This is a genomic window from Nocardia vaccinii NBRC 15922, assembly GCF_001613305.1.
Classification (GTDB): Bacteria; Actinomycetota; Actinomycetes; order Mycobacteriales; family Mycobacteriaceae; genus Nocardia; species Nocardia vaccinii.
This window is the reverse complement of record NZ_BDCC01000017.1, coordinates 38,808-58,583: the sequence shown is the minus strand read 5'-3', so window position 1 is coordinate 58,583 and position 19,776 is coordinate 38,808. Positions and strand designations below refer to the sequence as shown.

16 protein-coding genes are annotated in these 19,776 nt (G+C 68.3%); 8 read left to right on the top strand and 8 right to left on the bottom strand.

Going from position 1 to position 19,776, the window contains the following annotated elements; translation table 11 throughout:
- Nucleotides 1-6: 6 nt before the first annotated feature.
- The gene (locus tag NV1_RS12615; protein ID WP_084525327.1) at nt 7-3,930 is read left to right on the top strand and encodes a Pls/PosA family non-ribosomal peptide synthetase; all 3,924 of its coding nucleotides are present in this window, start codon (nt 7-9) and stop codon (nt 3,928-3,930) included.
- A complete protein-coding gene (locus NV1_RS12610) occupies nt 3,930-5,270 on the top strand; it encodes a M1 family metallopeptidase (protein ID WP_067890504.1) in 1,341 nt (446 codons plus the stop codon). Before NV1_RS12615 ends, NV1_RS12610 begins: the two co-directional genes overlap by 1 nt.
- A 28-nt stretch (nt 5,271-5,298) precedes the next feature.
- On the opposite strand, the gene NV1_RS12605 is transcribed toward NV1_RS12610, so the two are convergent.
- From NV1_RS12605 to NV1_RS12590, 4 genes are all read right to left on the bottom strand, one after another.
- On the bottom strand, nt 5,299-7,371 hold the full coding sequence (locus tag NV1_RS12605) for an NAD(+) synthase (protein ID WP_067889918.1): 2,073 nt from the start codon (nt 7,369-7,371) through the stop codon (nt 5,299-5,301).
- Between the two features lie 104 nt (nt 7,372-7,475).
- The gene (locus tag NV1_RS12600) at nt 7,476-8,825 is read right to left on the bottom strand and encodes an APC family permease (protein WP_067890498.1); all 1,350 of its coding nucleotides are present in this window, start codon (nt 8,823-8,825) and stop codon (nt 7,476-7,478) included.
- The gene (locus tag NV1_RS12595; protein ID WP_218026965.1) at nt 8,822-9,211 is read right to left on the bottom strand and encodes a cupin domain-containing protein; all 390 of its coding nucleotides are present in this window, start codon (nt 9,209-9,211) and stop codon (nt 8,822-8,824) included. Before NV1_RS12595 ends, NV1_RS12600 begins: the two co-directional genes overlap by 4 nt.
- Nucleotides 9,208-9,852, bottom strand: a complete 645-nt coding sequence (locus NV1_RS12590; RefSeq protein WP_218026964.1) for a YqcI/YcgG family protein — start codon at nt 9,850-9,852, stop codon at nt 9,208-9,210. The genes NV1_RS12595 and NV1_RS12590 overlap by 4 nt, the downstream gene beginning before the upstream one ends.
- A gap of 313 nt (nt 9,853-10,165) precedes the next feature.
- On the opposite strand from NV1_RS12590, the gene NV1_RS12585 reads away from it, so the two are divergent.
- On the top strand, nt 10,166-11,155 hold the full coding sequence (locus tag NV1_RS12585; RefSeq protein WP_157116858.1) for a GlxA family transcriptional regulator: 990 nt from the start codon (nt 10,166-10,168) through the stop codon (nt 11,153-11,155).
- Nucleotides 11,156-11,203: 48 nt separating this feature from the next.
- On the opposite strand, the gene NV1_RS12580 is transcribed toward NV1_RS12585, so the two are convergent.
- Both NV1_RS12580 and NV1_RS12575 read right to left on the bottom strand, forming a co-directional pair.
- Entirely contained in the window at nt 11,204-11,995 is a 792-nt protein-coding gene (locus NV1_RS12580) for a SigB/SigF/SigG family RNA polymerase sigma factor (protein ID WP_067890486.1), read from the bottom strand.
- A gap of 131 nt (nt 11,996-12,126) precedes the next feature.
- Nucleotides 12,127-12,549 (bottom strand): ATP-binding protein, encoded by a 423-nt coding sequence (locus NV1_RS12575; protein ID WP_067889911.1) that lies wholly within the window; start codon nt 12,547-12,549, stop codon nt 12,127-12,129.
- A gap of 235 nt (nt 12,550-12,784) precedes the next feature.
- Here NV1_RS12575 and rpe point away from each other — a divergent pair, with 235 nt between their 5' ends.
- Nucleotides 12,785-13,438: a ribulose-phosphate 3-epimerase gene (rpe, locus tag NV1_RS12570; protein WP_067890483.1), complete on the top strand. Its 654-nt coding sequence runs from the start codon at nt 12,785-12,787 to the stop codon at nt 13,436-13,438.
- 9 nt (nt 13,439-13,447) lie between these two features.
- Here rpe and NV1_RS12565 read toward each other — a convergent pair whose 3' ends face one another.
- A complete protein-coding gene (locus NV1_RS12565) occupies nt 13,448-13,882 on the bottom strand; it encodes a hypothetical protein (protein ID WP_245713688.1) in 435 nt (144 codons plus the stop codon).
- Between the two features lie 553 nt (nt 13,883-14,435).
- On the opposite strand from NV1_RS12565, the gene NV1_RS12560 reads away from it, so the two are divergent.
- From NV1_RS12560 to NV1_RS12545, 4 genes are all read left to right on the top strand, one after another.
- The gene (locus NV1_RS12560) at nt 14,436-15,056 is read left to right on the top strand and encodes a riboflavin synthase (protein ID WP_067889907.1); all 621 of its coding nucleotides are present in this window, start codon (nt 14,436-14,438) and stop codon (nt 15,054-15,056) included.
- Between the two features lie 75 nt (nt 15,057-15,131).
- The gene (locus NV1_RS12555; RefSeq protein ID WP_067889899.1) at nt 15,132-16,382 is read left to right on the top strand and encodes a bifunctional 3,4-dihydroxy-2-butanone-4-phosphate synthase/GTP cyclohydrolase II; all 1,251 of its coding nucleotides are present in this window, start codon (nt 15,132-15,134) and stop codon (nt 16,380-16,382) included.
- A 120-nt stretch (nt 16,383-16,502) separates the two neighbouring features.
- Nucleotides 16,503-17,057, top strand: coding sequence for a 6,7-dimethyl-8-ribityllumazine synthase (gene ribH, locus NV1_RS12550; protein ID WP_084525348.1), 555 nt, complete (start codon nt 16,503-16,505; stop codon nt 17,055-17,057).
- A gap of 4 nt (nt 17,058-17,061) precedes the next feature.
- Nucleotides 17,062-17,568 (top strand): PH domain-containing protein, encoded by a 507-nt coding sequence (locus NV1_RS12545; protein ID WP_067889896.1) that lies wholly within the window; start codon nt 17,062-17,064, stop codon nt 17,566-17,568.
- Nucleotides 17,569-17,821: 253 nt separating this feature from the next.
- On the opposite strand, the gene ggt is transcribed toward NV1_RS12545, so the two are convergent.
- Nucleotides 17,822-19,759 carry a gamma-glutamyltransferase gene (ggt, locus tag NV1_RS12540; protein ID WP_067890480.1) on the bottom strand — a complete coding sequence of 646 codons (1,938 nt, stop codon included), beginning with the start codon at nt 19,757-19,759 and terminating at the stop codon, nt 17,822-17,824.
- Nucleotides 19,760-19,776: the final 17 nt, after the last annotated feature.

The following is a 19,776-nucleotide window of genomic DNA, read 5'->3' as shown; positions in this document are numbered from 1 at the left end:
CAGTACGTGACGCTCCAGTGGGACGTTTCACGGCCGCAGGTATCGGGCCCGCAGGGTTCATCGCCTTCGCCTCTGCTGCGATCCGCGCACGCCGCGCCGCCACGCACCCTCGTCGACGTTCTGGCCGCGACCGCCGAGGTTCACCCCGACGCACCCGCCCTCGACGACGGCTCCGATGTGCTCAGCTACGCCGAACTGCTCGCCGAGGTCGACGACACCGCCGACCGGCTGCGCGCGGCCGGGGTGCGCCGGGGTGACCGAGTCGGGGTCCGCATTCCCTCGGGCACCGCCGAGCTGTACGTGACCATTCTCGCGGTGCTGTATGTCGGAGCCGCCTATGTACCCGTGGACGCCGACGATCCCGACGAGCGTGCCCAGCTCGTCTTCGGCGAGGCCCGCGTCGGCGCGATCGTGACGGCCACCGGAATCGCCGCGACGGGCCACGCGAGCGGGGCCGAGTCCGCCCCGGATTCCGTGCCCGAGCCCGGTGACGACGCCTGGATCATCTTCACCTCCGGCTCTACCGGGACGCCGAAGGGCGTGGCGGTCACGCACCGCAACGCCGCCGCCTTCGTCGACGCCGAGGCCCGGATGTTCTTGCAGGACAAGCCGATCGGGCCCGGCGATCGAGTACTGGCCGGGCTCTCGGTCGCCTTCGACGCCTCCTGTGAGGAGATGTGGCTGGCGTGGCGGCACGGCGCGTGCCTGGTGCCCGCGCCCCGCGCGCTGGTGCGCAGCGGTATGGATCTGGGTCCGTGGCTGGTGCGCCGGGAGATCAGCGTCGTGTCCACGGTCCCCACACTGGCCGCGACGTGGCCCGCCGAGGCGCTGGATGCGGTGCGGCTGTTGATCTTCGGCGGTGAGGCCGTCCCGCCGGAGCTGGCCGAGCGGCTCGCCGGCAGCGGCGAGCGGGAGGTGTGGAACACCTACGGTCCCACCGAGGCCACGGTGGTGGCCTGCGCTGCCCTGCTCACCGGGCAGGGGCCCGTGCGGATCGGATTGCCGCTGGACGGTTGGGATCTGGCCGTGGTCGACCCGGTCTCGGGAGAGCCGGTGGCCGACGGGGATTCCGGCGAGCTGGTGATCGGCGGCGTCGGCTTGGCCCGTTATCTCGATGTCGCCAAGGACGCCGAGAAGTACGCTCCCATGCCGGCTCTCGGCTGGCAGCGCGCATATCGCAGCGGTGATCTGGTCCGCTTCGACGGCACCGGGCTGCTCTTCCTGGGCCGCGCCGACGATCAGGTCAAGATCGGCGGCCGCCGGATCGAACTCGGCGAGATCGATACCGCATTGCAGAATCTGCCCGGCGTCAGCGGGGCGGCGTGCGCGGTGCGGACCACGAAGGCGGGCAACCGGATTCTGGTCGGGTACCTGGCCAGCGCCGCCCCGGACTTCGATGTCCAGGCCGCTCGCGCGCACCTGGCCGAACAGCTGCCCGCACCCCTGGTGCCGCGTCTGGCGGTCCTCGACGAACTGCCGACCCGGACCTCGGGCAAGGTCGACCGCAATGCCCTGCCCTGGCCGCTGCCCGGTGCCGGCTCGGAACCCGGACCCGCGAGCGAACTCGAAGGCACCGCGCAATGGCTTGCGGGACTGTGGAATTCGATACTCGGCGCGGAGGCCAACGACCCGCGGGCCGATTTCTTCGACCTCGGCGGCGGATCGCTGTCGGCCGCGCAGTTGGTGACCGCGCTGCGCGAGCGTTTTCCCGAGGTGACCGTCGCGGACCTCTACGACCACCCTCGACTCGGCGCGCTCGCGGAGCGGCTCGACGCCGCGGCGCCGGCGGCAACGGTGCTACCGCGCTCCGTGGAACCCACACCGCGCTGGGCACAGTGGACACAGGTGCTCACGCTGGTGCCGCTGACGACGCTGACCGGATTGCAGTGGGTGACTTGGCTGGGCATCGTCACCAATATCGCCGGCTGGTCCGGTTCGCTGCCGTGGCTGCCGGTGCTGTCGTGGTGGTGGCTGGTGGTGGGATTCGTCTTGTTCATCACCCCGCTGGGCCGCATGTCGATCTGCGTGGCCGGGGCCAGGACGCTGCTGTGGGGTGTGCGGCCCGGCAGTTATCCGCGTGGCGGCGCGGTCCATCTTCGACTGTGGGCGGCGGTGCGATTGTCCGAGGCCAGCGGTGCGGAGAACCTGTCCGGCGCGCCGTGGATGGTGCCGTTCGCGCGGGCGCTGGGCGCCAAGGTCGGCGAGGGCGTGGACCTGCACACGCTGCCGCCGGTCACCGGCATGCTCGAACTCGGCGACGGCTGTAGCGTCGAACCCGAGGTCGATCTGTCCGGGCACTGGATCGATGGCGATGTGGTGCACATCGGCGGTATCCGGATCGGCGCGGGTGCGGTGATCGGCTCGCGCTCGACGCTGCTACCCGGTGCGGTGATCGGCAAGAATGCCGTCGTGGCGCCGGGGTCCGCGGTGTTCGGAAAGGTGAAGGCGGCCCAGGAGTGGGCGGGTTCGCCCGCGGTGAAGATCGGCAAAGCCGAACATCCCTGGCCGGCGCGCACCCCCGCGCGGGCCGCGCACTGGGTGATCGCCTTCGGCCTGACCTCGATGGCGCTGGCCGCGATGCCGGTGCTGGGTCTCGCGGTCGGCGGTCTGCTGCTGGCCTGGTGGATTCGCGACGATCGCACGGGTGCGGCCGCCCTCGGGCACGCCTATGCGATGCTGCCGGTCGCCACGGTGCTGAGTCTGGCGGTCTTCGCCGCGGCGACCGTCGTCGCGGTGCGGCTGCTGAGCATCGGCCTGCAGGAGGGCTACTACCCGGTCCGAAGCCGGGTCGGCTGGCAGGTGTGGACCACCGAACGCCTGATGGACTCCGCGCGAACGTTCCTGTTCCCGCTGTACGCGAGCCTGCTGACGCCGGTGTGGCTGCGTCTGCTCGGCGCGGATATCGGCAAGGGCGTGGAGGCCTCGACGGTGCTGTTGCTGCCCAAGTTCACCACCGTCGCGGACGGCGCGTTCCTGGCCGACGACACCATGATCGCCAGTTACGAACTGGGCGGCGGCTGGATGCGCATCGGTGCGGCGAAGGTGGGCAAGCGGGCCTTCCTGGGTAACTCGGGTATGACCGCACCGGGCCGCCGGGTGCCGAAGAACGGTCTGGTCGCGGTCCTGTCGGCCGCGCCGGAGAAGGCCAAGGCGGGCTCGTCGTGGCTGGGCAGCCCGCCGGTTCGGTTGCGGCGCGCCGCCGGTGACTCCGATACCGCGCGCACCTTCGATCCGCCCGCGCGGCTGCGGGTGGCGCGCGGCATCGTCGAGACCTGCCGGTTGCTCCCGGTGATGGTGACCTTCGGCATCGGTCTGGGCGTGCTGTTCACCCTGGCCTGGGCCGCCGCGACCGTCGGATACTGGTTCGCGGCACTGGCTTCCGGTGTGGTCCTGCTCCTTGCCGGTGTATTCGCCGGTGCCTGTGCGGTGACCGCGAAATGGCTGCTGATCGGCCGGATCGAGCAGGTGGAGCATCCGCTGTGGAGTTCGTTCGTCTGGCGCAACGAGGTGTCGGACGCCTTCGTGGAAACCGTTGCCGCGCCGTGGTTCGCCCGCGCGGCCACCGGCACCGCGGTGATGAACATCTGGCTGCGCGGCCTGGGCGCGAAGATCGGCCGCGGTGTGTGGTGCGAATCCTATTGGCTCCCCGAGGCGGATCTGGTGACGCTCGGCGACGGCGCGACCGTGGAACGCGGATGTGTAGTGCAGACACACCTGTTTCATGATCGGATCATGGCCATGGATACGGTGACACTCGAGGCGGGGGCCACGCTGGGCCCGCACTGCGTGGCGTTGCCCGCGGCGCGGATCGGCTCCGGTGCGACGGTCGGCCCGGCATCGCTGGTGATGCGCGGTGATACGGTTCCCGATTCGACCCGGTGGCAGGGCAATCCGATCGCGCCGTGGCCGGACAGGCAGGGGCGTCGTTGATGGTGGACAAGTTCTACCTGCCGCCCATCGACGAATATCTCCCGCAGAACGGCAATCGCGGCTACCGGGTCTCCCGGTACGAGCTGGATCTGGTCTACAAGGTGTCCAGCAACCGGCTCTCCGGCCGCGCGACGATCACCGCCGTGACGACCGCGGTGCAGCCGCGGTTCGCGCTGGACCTGTCGCAATCACTCGGTGTGACAAAGGTTTTCGTGAACGGGGCCAAGGCCGCGAAGTACACCCATCATCGCGGCAAACTCACCGTCACTCCTGCGCAGAAGGTGCCCTCGGGCGGCGCCCTGGTCATCGCGGTGCAATACGGGGGCACGCCCGCGCCGGTGCGCGGACCGTGGGGTGAGGTCGGCTGGGAGGAGTTGACCGAGGGTGCGCTGGTGGCCAGTCAGCCCAATGGGGCCGCGTCCTGGTTCCCGTGCGACGACCACCCGAGTTCCAAAGCCAGCTACCGGATTTCGATCACCACGGACTCGCCCTACTACGCCGTCGCCAACGGCGCGCTGGTGCGTAAGCAGACCAAGGCCAGCCAGACCACCTGGGTGTACGACCAGCCCGAGCCGATGGCGAGTTATCTGGCGACGATCCAGATCGGGCCGTATCGCAAGTATCGGGTCGGTTCGGTGCACGACGACGTGTCGATGCAGGCCGTGCTGCCCGCGCGTCTGCGGGCGAACTTCGATCACGACTTCGGCCGGCAGCCGCGGATGATGGCCGAGTTCACCGAGCGTTTCGGACCGTATCCGTTCGGGTCGTACACGGTTGTGGTCACCGACGACGACCTCGAGATTCCGATCGAGGCGCAGGGGATGTCCATTTTCGGAGCGAACCACTGCGACGGTCGGCGCGGGGCCGAACGCCTGGTCGCGCACGAGCTGGCGCACCAGTGGTTCGGCAACAGCCTGACCGTGGGGCAGTGGCGCGACATCTGGCTGCACGAGGGTTTCGCCTGTTATGCCGAGTGGATCTGGTCCGAGGCCAGTGGCGGCCCGAGCGCCGACGATCTCGCCCGCGCGGCACGGCACGACCTCGCCCGCTCACCGCAGGACATCGTGATCGGCGATCCGGGCCCTCGGCTGATGTTCGACGACCGCGTCTACAAGCGCGGCGCGCTGACCCTGCACGCCCTGCGGCTGTCCCTCGGCGATCCCGGATTCTCGAGTTTGTTGCGGGAATGGACTGCGCGCTACCGGCATTCGACGGTCAGCACCGAGGACTTCGCCGATCTGGCCGGGCGGTACAGCACCGCATCGCTGCGGCCGCTGTGGAACCGGTGGTTGTACGACACCGCGCTGCCGGAGCTGCCCGCGCCCGGCGTGGCGAGGTAGCGCGCGAGCTGATCGTCACCGCGGTCGCTCAGGCGTCGGGGACGTTGCGCGCCAGCTCGTCCAGCCATGCGGTCGCGGCGGCGTCGCTGGGTGCGCGCCAATCACCGCGCGGGGACAGCGATCCGCCCGAGCCGACTTTCGGCGCGTTGGGCAGCGTCGAGCGTTTGAACTGGCTGGTCTGGACGAAGCGCCGAAGGAATTCCGCGAGCCAGTGTTTGATCGTGGGCAGATCGTATTCGTGCCGGTCGGCCTCGGGAATCAGATCAGGCCACGGACCGCGGGTGCGGTCGGACCAGGCGTGCCGGGCCAGATAGGCGATCCGGCTGGGCAGATAGCCGAATCGCAGCAGGTAGTACAGATGGAAGTCCTGCAGTTCGTACGGCCCGACCATCGCCTCCGAACTCTGGCCGGGCTGGTCCTGTGCTGCCGGATCATCCTGTGCCGCAACGGGTACGAGTTCGGGGGAGATCTCGGTCTCCAGGATCGAACGCAACACCTCGTCCGCGTCCGGGCCGAGTTCGCCGGTCCGTACCGCCCAGGCGATCAGGTATTTGATCAGGGTCTTGGGCACCGAGGCGTTGACGCTGTAGTGCGCCATATGATCTCCGACGCCGAAGGTGCACCAGCCCAGCGCCAGTTCGCTCAGATCACCGGTGCCGATGACGATCGCGCCGTTCTGATTGGCGAGGCGGAACAGGTGCGAGGTGCGTTCTCCGGCCTGGACGTTCTCGTAGGTAACGTCGTACTGCGGAATACCCTGGGCCGCAGGGTGATCCAGATCCCGTAGCATCTGGGTGGCCGAGGGCCGGATATCGATCTCGTGCGCCGAGACGCCCAGCGCCCGCATCAGCCGATGCGCATCGGTGCGTGTGCGTGAACCGGTGGCGAAGCCGGGCATGGTGTACGCCAGCACATTCGAGCGCGGCAGGCCCAGCCGGTCCATCGTCTTCACCGCGACGATCAGCGCCAATGTCGAATCCAGTCCGCCGGACACGCCGATCACCACGCGCTGTGATCCGGTCGCGGCCAGTCGGGTGCTCAGGCCCGTCACCTGGATGTGGTGCACCTCCGCGCAGCGTTCGTCGCGGACCGCGGAATCGGCCGGCACATAAGGAAATCGGGGAATGGTCCGGCGCAACGTGAGCGCATGGGCCGGCACCGGCAGCTCCACCTCGATGCGCCGCATATCCGCCAGCCGTTCGCGGTGATCGTGCACGTTGTCGGCGAAACTGGTCATCCGCAGCCGGTCCGCGGCCAGTCGGCGCAGATCCAGATCCGCGGTCACCAGCTGCGGGGTCTCGGTGAAACGCTCGCCCTCGGCGAGCAATTCGCCGTTTTCGCACACCAGAGCCTGACCGTCCCAGGCCAAATCGGTGGTGGATTCGCCGAATCCGGCGGCCGAATACAGATAGGCCGCCACATACCGAGCGGAATGCGAGGCGCACAGCTGCCTGCGATAGTCGGCCTTGCCGATGACGATATTGCTCGCCGACAGGTTCACCAGTACGGTGGCCCCGGCCAGGGCTGCGAAACCGCTGGGCGGCAAGGGAACCCAGCCGTCCTCGCAGATCTCCAGGTGAAAGACCAAACCCGGGACGTTCGTCGCGGCGAAGAGCAGATCCGCCCCGAACGGAACGCGCTGTCCCGCCACGGTGATGTCCTTGTCGAGCGCCTCGCGCGCGGCGGCGAACTGCCGCTTCTCGTAGAACTCGCGATAATTGGGCAGATAACTCTTGGGCGCCACCCCGAGAATCCGGCCCCGATCGATCACGATCCCGCAGTTGAACAGCCGCCCCTGCGCCCGCACCGGCGCACCCACCAGGAGCACCGTCTCGATCCCGGCGCTCTCCTCGACGATCCGCCGCAGCGCCTGTTCGACGGCGTGATCGAGTGCGTCGGAATGGAACAGGTCGTCGGCGGTGTAGGCGGACAGCCCCAGTTCGGGGAATACCGTCAGCACCGCCCCGTCCGCGGCAGCGCGCCGCGCGAGCGTCACGGTCTGCTCGGCGTTGTGGGCCGGATCGGCGACACGCACCTGCGGCACCGCCACGGCCACCCGCGCGAACCCGTGCCGATACAGTGAATCGAACGGCAACTGCATTTCACCAACCCCTTACCCGCGGTGCGGTGATCATGATCGCCTTGAAATCTACGGCATCCACGCCGTGTCACGACCGCTACCACTAGGGCGCCGGGCTGCCACCGCTACATATCACCCTCCGCCATTTCCGCGGCGCCGCCCCGCAGCCGACGCTCCGACCGGCGGCCGCGCCAGTACGACACCCCCGCGCCGACCGCCGTCAGGACCGCCGCATAGGCCAACTGCCCGCCGCCGAACGAGACCGCGGCGACGACGGCCAGCACCCCCGCGACGAGCAGACCCAGCACCCGGCGCCATCCGGTGAACAGTCGCGCGTACGCCAGCGCGCACAGCAGGTACAGCAGGAAGAAGTTCTTCCCCGCCACCGACAGCAGTCCACCGAGCGTCGCCCAGCCCCGTACGCTGCTCGCGATCACGACGAAAAACACTGCCGCGCAGGCTAGTACGGCGATCCGTGGATTGCCTCCACCGGAAATGCGGGCCAGCGGCCGCGGCAGCAGGCCTTCCCGGGCGCTGGACATGACCAGCCGGGACGCCCCCCATATCGCCCCGGCCAGATTCGCCAGGATGATCACCACCCCGAGCAGCGCGACCACCCCTCCGGCCGCCGGGGAGCCGATGCGGGTGACGATCGCCTGGATCGGCGCACTGTCCGTGGTGGCCGCGTGCGCGGACAGCAGGCTCTGCACTCCCAGCGCCAGCATCAGATACATGGCGGTGACGATCAGGAAGCTGATCACCACCACGCGCGGGAAATCGCGGCGCGGATGCACATACTCCTCGGTGGTGAACGACAGCATCTCCCAGCCGGTGAAGGCGAAGTAGACCACGCCGATCGCACCCGCTCCCGTGACCACCGCCGACGCGCTCGCCGGCGGCAGATGTCCGGCCGGGGAGGTATGTGCCAGCGCGAGCACGCCGACGGCCAGCAGGCCGGTGGTGAGGACGATCGCGAGCGCGATTTGCACACCGGTCGACAGCCGCACCCCCGCGAATACGATGGCCGCGGCGACGGCCAGCAGTACGGCCGCGGCCAGCGGGATCGGGATGCCGCTCAGTCCGGGCAGTACGGTGAGATATCCCGCTCCGGTCAGTGCGATCGATGGGATGCCCAGGCCGAACGTGCCGATCGTGAGTAGTTCCACGCCTGCCGCCGAATGCCGCCCGAAGGCCATTTGGACGAATCCGGCGACCCCGCCCGCGCCCGGATACCGCGCGCCGAGCCGGGCGAACACGATCAACAGCGGCACGGTGACCGCCGCCGCCAGCACCCAGGCATACAGCGCCGCATTTCCGGCCTGCCGATAGGCGATGCCGGGCGAGACCAGCGCACCGCTGCCCACCACGATCGTGATGGCCAGTGCGGTCGCGCCCGGCAATTTCAGATGTCCCCGCAGCCGAGCCCCCTCGGTGGTGTCCGAGGGGGCTACCGCGGCTGTGTCGCCGGTGGTCATTGCGACGTCCGCGCGAACGACGGTGCGGGGCATGGCCGTTCGACGGGATCGAGGAATGTCGTCACCGCCGCCCGCCCGTTCTGCGGCCGGATCATGTACACCGCCCCCCGCGGGCCCGCCACCGAACCGTGCCGGGTGCCCTTGGGCAGGGTTATCCACGTGCCGCGTTCGCAATGCCGATGTCGATAGCGGCCGTTGTCGTCGATCCAGAACAGCAGAGCCTCACCGCGCATGATGAAAAGCTCCTCGTCCAGGCTGTGGTGATGCCATTCGTGCACCTTCCCGGGTTGATCGTGCTGCAATTCGAAACTTCCTTGTTCGGGGAGCAATTCCAGGAGTGCGGAACCCAGCCGCGGCACTGCGTCGAAGCTGAACGACGGGCTCATTTCGCCTCCTTCGCCTCGTGCGTGAACGGACAGCGGCCCGAGCCCGGGCCCCGGTTGTCGTCGTCCAGGAAGTACTGCGTCCACTCGCGGTTCCGCGAATCGCCGAAATTGCCCAGCAGCGGAGTCGGCGGTACCTCGTCGTAGGCGCGCAGCCGCTGGCGAATGATGGTGCGCGCGTTCCGGCCTTGCGCGCTGTCCGGTGTGAGGTCGTCGAAGACGAACCTCGGCTGGAAGGTGATGGCGAAGTATTCGAAATAGCGACTCTGCCGTCGGGCGTGCGCCGGCGTGTTCGCGACCACGAACAGCGGCATTCCCGCGAAACTGAACTCCCAGAACGGATCATCGGCATCGGTGGCGATGTCCGGGGGCCAGGGATCGGTGTCGGCGGTATGCAATCCCTGCAGCACCTCCCAGAACAGGCGCTCGTAATCGGCGATCGAATGGTGCTCGGCGCTCGGCTCGAAAAAGGCCACCAGCGAGGTTCGTTTGCCGAGCGAGGGTGCGACTCCGGCGTATTCGGTCAGAGCCTGCGCGAGGGTGCGAACGCCGGTGTCCGCGGGGACGAAGGTGTACCGCAGCGAGCCGCGGCGCACCGCGTCGACGCCGAATATGCAGGGGAACAGTCGATTCCGATCGAGCATGCGGCGATTGAAGCAGTCTAGAGCGTTCTGCTCCCAGACGCGGATGCGAGGCTCGGTCGGCTCGCTCAGCAGGCTGGTGGCAGTGGCGTATTCAGGAGTCACCGTGGACCTTTCGCGCTCAAGCACGGACAGAGGCAACAGCCCCTGTGGTACGCCAACCACGAGCATCATTTCTGATCGCGTTGTCCCACAGTGATATTCAAATCGGCCAAATGTGATCCATTAACGGTCACTTGTCCGGGCGGCCGGCGCGCGCCGCGGTCTCGGCCGCACCCGCCCACGAGAAACGGCCCGCTTTGGTCTAATCACAGGCATGTACGTCGCGGCAGTGCTGATCTACGACGGTATGTGGGCCTTCGACTTCGGGGTGGCGGTCGAGGTCTGGGGCATCGACCGGACCGACGCGGGGGGACCGGCCTTCGAGTTGCGCCGCTGCTCGGTCGCGGCACGCACGGTGGACGGCGACTCCGGGATCTCGGTGCGCGCCACCCACGACCTCGAGGGCCTGCGTACCGCGGACCTGATCCTGGCGCCCGGCCGCAACGACGATACGGCCCCGATCGATCCGTGCATCGCGGACGCGCTGCGCGAGGCGGTCGATCGGGGTGTGCCGGTCGTCGGCCTGTGCGGCGGCGCGTTCACCCTGGCCCAGGCCGGAATCCTGGACGGCCGCCGGGCGACCACCCACTGGCTGCTCATCGACCGGATGCGGGAGTTGTTTCCCGCCGTCCGGGTGGAACAGGAGGATCTGTACATCGAGGACCACGGCATCTGGACCTCGGCGGGCACCGCGTCACTGATCGATCTGTGCCTCCATCTGGTGCGGATCACCCACGGTGCGAAGGCCGCGACGCTGATCGCGCACCGCATGGTCACCCCACCCCACCGCTCGGGCAGTCAACGCCCGTACATCGACACCCCGCTGCCTCCGGACCATCGAACCCCCGATCCCTTTGCGACAGTGATGGATTGGGCGAAGGTCAATCTCCAGCAACGTCTCACCGCCCGCCAGCTGGCCGAGATGGCCCATATGTCCGAGCGCACCTTCACTCGCCGCTTCACCCAGGTCACCGGTGCCAGTCCACAGCAATGGCTCCGCCATCAACGCCTGCTGCAGGCGCAGCATCTGCTGGAGAGCACTCACCTGTCGGTCCAGACCGTAGCCCTGCGAACAGGTTTCGGCTCACCCGCCCTGCTTCGCCGTCACTTCACCAACCATTTCTCCACCACCCCCACCGCCTACCGCCGCGAATTCCAGAATGCGCCGAACAGCGCCGGAACATCCACTTCCGGCGACGCCTGATTCAGCGGTGCGGTGCGCGAGCCGATGCGCTCGCAGGGCGGCCGAACGCTATTCGCGGGAGGTTTGTTCGCGCAGGCGAGCCAGGGTTTTCGCGAGAATCCGGGAGACGTGCATCTGCGAGATGCCCATGCGCTGCGCGATCTGCGTCTGGGTCATCGATTCGAAGAAGCGCATGGTCAGGATGCGACGCTCGCGTTCGGGGAGGCCGGCCAGCAGCGGGCGGATCGCCACGTACTCCTCGACCCGGTCGAACTGCGATTCCTCCTCGCCCAGGGTGTCCAGCAGCGAGGCCTCGGTATCGCGACCCACCGACACCGCGTCGATCGAACTGGGCTGGTAGGCGTTACCGGCGATGACCGCCTGGGTCACCTCGTCCGGATCGATGTCGAGTTCGGCGGCGATCTCCTTGGCGGTGGGGGAGCGGCCCAGCGACTGCGACAGCGCGTCGATCGCCGAGCCGATGCGCAGGTGAGTCTCCTTGACCCGGCGGGGAACTCGCATCGCCCAGGTGTTGTCGCGGAAATAGCGCCGCACCTCGCCCATGATCGTGGGCACCGCGAAGGACAGGAAATTCGAGCCGCGCGAGATGTCGAACCGGTCCACCGCGTGCACCAGACCGACCCGGGCGACCTGGGTGAGATCGTCGAAAGGCTCACCGCGGCCGCTGAATTTGCGCGCGATGTGATCGGCCAGCGGGATGCACCGGCTGATCAGCTGGCTGCGTAGCTCCGCACGCCGGTCGCTGCCCTCCTCGGCTGCGGCCAGACGCTCGAAAAGGATTGCGACATCGTCGTATCCGGAGACGGACTGGGTGACCTCCTCGACCTCGTCGGCGGCCACCTCCTCCTCGGACGTGGTCTCCTCGGGTTCCCGGGCTGCACGGCCGTGGGTGGCGGTCGAGTTCTCGGGGGCTTGCGGGTCGCGAGAGTCCACGGCGTCGCCGGATCCGAGCACGGTGTCCTCGTCCGCCACTATGCCTTCCCCCGGGCCCGCCGGAATTCCACGATCGTCGGGTAGCCGGAAGCGGTCTGGTCGAAGGGATCCTGGGTGGCCTGCACCTCGTCGGTGAGGGTGCGCAGCACATGCCAGCCGAAGCTGCGTTCGTCGGGTAGGCCCTGCGTGGCGGCGATACCGCGCACGCGCACCAACAGATCCGTGTCGCCGACGGAGAACCGGCATTGCAGTGTGGTGTCGGGGGCCGCGAGGCCGATCAGCGTCGAGCACACCTCGTCGACCGCGAGCCGGACGTCGGCCACCTCGTCCAGGGTGAAATCGCTGAGTAGAACCAGGGTTTCGGCGAGCCCGCGAACAATCGGGAGTTGCGACACGGCCGCGGCCACGCCGATCTCCACCGGGGTGCCACGCAATCCCTGTTCCGCCGAAATATTGATCACAAGGTGAAGGCTACCCACACAACCCGGCCGCAATCGAATCCGTGCCCGAATTGCGGCACTCGTCCGCGAGGTCGAAGCCCCAGCGGTCGCGGGCGGCCGGAACGGTGGGCGGGCTGCGACGGCCGGGCCGGGCGCACGATGACGGGCCGCTACACTTCGCGCTGTGTCCGCCTCCGATACCTCCAGCACCGAGACCGCCACCCGCACCGCCACGGATTTCCGCCGTCCGGCCCCGATGATCGCGCCTTCGATCCTGTCCGCCGACTTCGCCAATCTCGCCAGGGATACCGCGGAGGTCGCGGGCGCGGACTGGGTGCACGTCGATGTGATGGACAACCATTTCGTGCCGAATCTGACCCTCGGCCTGCCCGTGGTGCAGAGCCTGCTGAAGGCGACGGATCTGCCGCTGGACTGCCATCTGATGATCACCGATCCGGGCCGCTGGGCTCCGCCCTACGCGGAGGCCGGTGCGTACAACGTCACCTTCCACGCCGAGGCGACCGATGATCCGGTCGCGGTGGCGCGCGATATCCGCGCGGCGGGCGGTAAGGCCGGGCTGGCGGTGAAGCCGAACACCCCGATCGAGCCGTACCTGGAGATCCTGCGAAGTTTCGACACGCTGCTGGTGATGAGTGTCGAGCCGGGTTTCGGCGGGCAGTCGTTCATCGCACACGTGCTGGACAAGGCGCGCACCGTGCGCCGGCTGGTGGACTCCGGCGAGCTGCGCCTGATCGTCGAGATCGACGGCGGCATCAATATGGACACCATCGAGCTGTCCGCCGAGGCGGGCGTGGATTGTTTCGTCGCCGGATCCGCGGTCTACGGCACGTCCGATCGCGCGGCGACCGTGGAAGCCTTGCGCCGCAAGGCGATCGAAGCCGCCGGCTAGTCGGCTCGATCACCGCTGCCGGGTGTGCGGCCGGGCCGACCCGCCGGATGCGGTGCGGGTGGCCTCGATCACCGTGTCCAGCGACGGCACCGCATCGGACCGGCCCGGCGGCTGAATCCAGACGCGGTATCCGGTGCGCTCGTCGTCGGCCGAGGGCAGCACCACCGGGCTGCCCGCGCAGGCCACGGTCGTGTAGAGCCGGAACAATTCGGCCGCGACCGCGGTGCTCGGGGTGCCCGGACCCGTGATGAACGTCCATCGATGCGCGCGCGGATGGTGGACGATCGGTCCGGTGATGCCGGCCCGGCTCAGTTGCTGCCGAACGTGTTCGCCGAGGTCCTCGGGCATGGTGACGGCGCCGTAGCGCGCGCCGACCTCGAGCAGGATGTGGTGCGACGCCGGATCGACCGATGCCGGCAGGTGAGCTTCACAGCGATATCGCACGCAGCGATTTTCGAGTGCTGAATCGAGAATCGTGGTCACGCCGCACCCCCGTCTGTGTAGTCGTTCAACCTTGATCCGGCCCGTACGAGCCTCAACCTTTCCTTCGTCGAAACGCGGAAATGAACCATGGGAACCAACTGCATAACAATGCTGCTTCCGATCGGTTCGAAACGCAAGTGTGAGGTGTGAGCGCGTCACGAACTGGGTAAATAGCCGGTTGGAGTTGTGCTGCGACCCAGAATATCGATCCGTTGATTCGGGAAATGCTCGAATTGGAGGCCGCAGCCTCGATGAATCGCGTAATTCGCGATTTGTTTCCCGATTCTCTCGCGAATTCCGCGGCTGTATTCGGCGAACTCCGGGACGTTTCGGCCGCGGCGTCGGCTTCTGCCCGATTCGCCGGGGTGGCGGTCCCGAACCCGCGGAGCGGGACGGCCCGGTATCGCGGCCGGACCGGCCTGGTTAGGCTGGGGACATCCCGTTCCGGCAGGGAATATCGCCCGCCGTCCGGGCTGTTGCCGAAGGCGAGTACCGGGGTAGAAGGAGAGCGGGCATGTTCACAGGCATCGTCGAGGAACTCGGCGAAATCGTGGCGGCCGAGCCGCTGGCCGATGCGGCGCGGCTGACCATCCGCGGCAAGCTGGTGACCTCCGATGCCCGGCACGGCGACTCCATCGCCGTCAACGGCGTATGCCTGACCGTTGTCGACATCGTCGACGGCGACAGCTTCACCACCGACGTGATGGGCGAGACGCTCAACCGGTCGAGCATCGGCAAACTCGATCTCGGTGCGAAGGTGAATCTCGAGCGCGCCGCCGCGGTCGACAGCCGCCTCGGCGGGCATATCGTGCAGGGCCACGTCGACGGCACCGGCACCATCCTCTCGCGCAGCCCGCAGGAGAACTGGGAGGTCGTGCGCGTCTCGGTGCCCGACGCGCTGGCCCGCTACGTCGTGGAGAAGGGCTCGATCACCATCGACGGCATCTCGTTGACGGTGTCGGGACTGGGCGCGGACGCCGAAGGTGAACCTGGTCACCTCGATTGGCTCGAGGTCTCGCTCATCCCGACCACCCGCGAGCTCACCACGCTGGGGTCCGCCCCGGTAGGGACAACGGTCAACCTCGAGGTGGACATCATCGCGAAGTATGTGGAGCGCCTCATGCAGCGCGGATAGTTCGGGTGGCGAACCACCCAGCCGGGCAACGCCGTACTGTAATTGGCATCCATATCGAGACGGAGCACAGCAGACGTGACCAGGTTCGACACCATCGAGCGCGCAGTCGCCGATATCGCCGCCGGTAAAGCGGTCGTCGTCGTCGACGACGAGGGCCGGGAGAACGAGGGCGACCTCATCTTCGCCGCGGAGAAAGCCACCCCCGAACTGGTGGCCTTCATGATCCGCTACACCTCCGGTTACATCTGTGTGCCGCTGACGGGAACCGATTGCGACCGCCTCGGCCTGCCGCCGATGTACTCGATCAACCAGGACAAGCACGGCACCGCCTACACCGTCTCGGTGGATGCGCGCGAAGGGGTCACCACGGGTATCTCCGGCGCGGATCGCGCGCGGACCATGCGCCTGCTCGCCGATCCGTCGGCCACGGCCGATCAGTTCAACCGGCCCGGACATGTGGTTCCATTGCGCGCCAAGGAAGGTGGGGTCCTGCGCCGCCCCGGGCACACCGAGGCCGCGGTGGATCTGGCTCGCCTGGCCGGGCTCTCGCCGGCGGGCGTCATCTGCGAGATCGTCAGCCAGAAGAACGAGGGCGATATGGCCCGCACCGAGGAGTTGCGGGTCTTCGCCGACGAACACGAGCTGGCGTTGATCTCCATCGCCGACATGATCGCCTGGCGCCGCAAGCACGAGAAGCAGGTCGAGCGGATCGCCGAGGCGCGAATCCCCACCCGCTACGGCGATTTCAGGGCCGTCGGCTACAAGAGCATCTACGACGAGGTCGAGCACGTCGCGCTGGTGCTGGGCGACGTCGCGGTGGACGGCGGCGAGGACGTGCTGGTGCGGGTGCATTCGGAATGCCTCACCGGTGACGTGTTCGGATCGCTGCGCTGCGACTGCGGCCCGCAGCTGCACGCGGCCATGGAGATGGTCGCCGCCGAGGGCCGCGGCGTGGTGCTCTACATGCGTGGGCACGAGGGCCGCGGCATCGGGCTGATGCACAAGCTGCAGGCCTACCAGTTGCAGGACAACGGCCACGACACCGTCGATGCGAATATCGAGCTGGGCCTGCCCGCCGATGCCCGCGACTACGGCACCGGCGCGCAGATCCTGGTCGATCTCGGCATCACCTCGATGCGCCTGCTGACCAACAATCCGGCCAAGCGCGTCGGCCTGGACGGCTACGGGCTGAGCATCACCGAGCGGGTGCCGATGCCGGTGCGCGCCAACGCCGAGAACCTGCGGTACCTGCGCACCAAGCGCGACCGCATGGGCCACGATCTGGTCGGGCTCGACGACCTGGACCTGGGCGAGACCGCGCAGTAGAACCGCCGTGCCGTGTTGTGCGGCTACAGGAAGGAATGCAATGAGCGCAGCGCAGCGGAGTGAATCATGGATGCAGCGCGCACCGCGCACGACGGAGCCGAGCGCCAGCGAGGTGGAGTTGTGAGCGGTACCGGTGTACCTGCTTTCGAGCTCGACGACGCCAAGGATCTGAAGGTTGGCATCGTCGCGTCGCGGTGGCACAGCACGATCTGCGACACGCTGCTCGGCAACGCCGAGCGGGTGACCCGAGCGGCCGGTGTGGATCAGGTGACCATGGTGCGCTGCGCCGGGGCGATGGAACTTCCGGTGGTCGCGCAGGCGCTGGCCCGCACGCACGACGCGGTGATCGCGCTGGGCGTCGTGATCCGCGGTGAGACACCGCATTTCGAGTACGTCTGCGATGCGGTGACCGCCGGGCTCACTCGCGTCTCGCTCGACGAGGGGACCCCGGTCACCAACGGGGTGCTCACCGTGAACACCGAGGCGCAGGCGCTGGATCGGGCCGGGCTGCCGGAGTCCGCCGAGAACAAGGGTGAGCAGGCCGCCGCGGCCGCTCTGGACGCTGCGCTGACGTTGCGCGCGCTGCGGCAGGCAGCCGGCGTGCCCGCGTCCGGCCCCGAGGCGGCAGCGGAGCGCAACCACGCAGGGCCCGCGGGCATGCTCCAGGAACTCTGATCCGATGACGCCGGTCGTCCGAATCTGGAAACGCACTCCGCAGGCGTCGGCCGAATCTGCCGACGCGGGTTGGGATCTGGAGGTGCGCCCGCGGCGCGCGGTGCGGACTTCCCGCATCGTCGCCGCGGTGATCGCCGTCGTGTTCGTCCTCGCCGGAGTGCTGTCGAACCACAGCCGCACCGGGGTGAATTTCCGCGGCGCGGATCAGGTGGCGGTCATCGTGTTCGGGCTGCTGCTGGCCGCCGCGGTACTCCTGCTGACCCGGCCGCGGGTGCGGGTCGGCGCGCGGGGTGTGGTCGTGCGTAACATCCTGGGAGACAACCAGTTCGCCTGGAAGGACATCCTCGGGGTGTCGATTCCGGACAAGAAGGCTTGGGCCAGGCTGGAATTGGTGGGCGACGAGTACGTGCCCATGCTGGCGATCCGGGTCAACGACAAGGATCACGCCGCGCGGGCTCTGGACCGTTTCCGCGAACTGGGCGCGAAATACACAGCGGCCCGAGAGAAGTAGGTTCGACTGCGGTCCGGGACGCCGCCGCGCCGGGCCCGGATTCGCCGAGTTCGTCAGGTCGGGGCATGTGCCGACGCTCGGCCGGCCGGCCCCACCCCGGTGGCTCCGCAACGATGGTGCGACCGGGCCTCGGCGTGGCGCACCGTCCAGGTAGGGCCGGTGCGGCCTCGCGATCTCGGATACGTCGCCGCTGGTGTCCTGGGCTCGGGTATTCGCCGGGCTTGCCCGCCTGTGCGCACAGGCGGGCAGCTGCTCAGTTGGTATCTCCCTCGACCGCACCCTCACGGCGCGGATCGGCCCCGCCGATCCAGCCGTCGGGCGTGCGTTTCAGGGCGCTGAGCCCACTGGATTGCTGAACCACGGACACCTGGTGGCCCATGGCGCGCAACTGCTGAACCAGCGGGTTGTGATCACCGTTGTCGGTGGCGTCGATATCCGGATCCTCACCGCCGATACCGGTGACCGGGGTGTTGGACGCCCCGAAATCGGCCAGCGAAACCGCCTGCTGCGGGTCCAGTCCCCAATCCAGCAGTCCGACAATGGTTTTCACGACGAACTGCGGAATCATGCCACCACCCGGCGAGCCCGTGACGTAGCTGAGCTGTCCGCGTGACCCGTCGGGCTTGCGGTCGAACACCAGCGTGGGGCTCATCGAGCTACGCGGGCGCTTCCCGGGTTGCACCCGATTGGCGACCGGAGTGCCGTCGGCGGCGGTGGGAGTCGCGCTGAAATCGGTGAGCTGGTTGTTCAGTACGAAGCCGTCGACGATGTGGAACGAGCCGAACGCCGATTCGACGGTGGTGGTCATCGTGGCGGCATTGCCGTATCGGTCCACCACCGAGATGTGGCTCGTACCGTGTTCGGGTTGCTGCGGCCCGGCCGCCACGGGAACCGGGCCGAAGTCGCCGGGCTGTGCGGTGCCCATGCTGTGCGCCGGATCAATCAGTGCCGCACGCTGTTTCAGATAATTCTCGTTCAGCAACGTGTCGGGCGAGTTGCCCGGGAGCGGGACGAAATCGGGATCGGCGACGTATTTGTCGCGGTCGGCGTATGCGAGACGTTCTGCCTCGGAGATCAGGTGCACCGCGCGGGCAGTGGGAATTCCGCCGTTGCGATCGAGGTGCTGTGGCGCGAGGGAGGCCATGTCGAAGTTCTGCAGGATGCCCAGGGCCGAGGCCACGGTGATACCGCCGGAGGACGGGCCGGGCATGCCGCACAATTCGTGTGTGCGATAGTCCGTGCAGATCGCGGTGCGTTTCTTCGCCTGGTAGTTGCTCAAATCCGCCAGGGCGAGCTGTCCGGGGGTGCGTCCCGCCGACGTGGTCGCGGTGGCCGCCACGATGTCCTGGGCGATCGAGCCGGTGTAGAAGGCGTTCGCGCCGGAGGAGGCGATCGCGCCCAGCGTCTTGGCCATCGCGGGGTTGGTGATGGTGGTGCCGGCGGGTTTCGGCGAGCCGTCGGGGCGCAGGAAATATGCCCTGGCATTGTCGTCGCGGGCGAGATCCGAAGCGGAGGCGGCGATTTCGGCGGCCATGCGCGGACTGATCGCGAATCCTCGATCGGCCAGATCGATTGCCGGAGTGAACAGGTCGCGCCAGGGCTTTTTGCCATGGTCGGCGTGTGCCCGCTCGAGCAGCCGCAGTACGCCGGGCACGCCGATGGACCGGCCGCTGGCGCGGGCGCTCGGCTGGGGTGTGGTCCGGTCGGCATCGCTCACCCAGCGCAGATAGTTCTCCGTCGCGGCGGCGGGCGCGGTCTCGCGGCCGTCGTAGGCGTCGACGCTCCTGGTCGCGGCGTCGTAGTAGAGCAGGAACGCCCCACCGCCGATGCCGGTGGCCTGCGGCTCAACCAGACCCAGCACCATCTGCACCGCCACCAGAGCGTCGGCGGCGGTCCCGCCCGCCGCGAGCACCCGGCATGCCGCCTGGGTGGCTATGGGATTGGCGGCCGATACGGCGAAGGTGTGGGTGCGCACCGGTGTCATATCGGTGCGGTATCCGGTGCCGACCTCCGGATTGTTGGCGATATCGCCGACTGCGGTCGGCGCGGCCGCGACGACGTGGGTGCCGTTCTGCGTATCGGCGCAAGGGCCGCTCGCGCCGCTGGACTGGTCCGAGCAACCTGTCAGCAGACCTGAGATGAGTAGCAGGGTGGCCGCGGTTGCGCTGGCGAGGTACCGAGTGCGCGTCATCATCGGACTGTATCGTC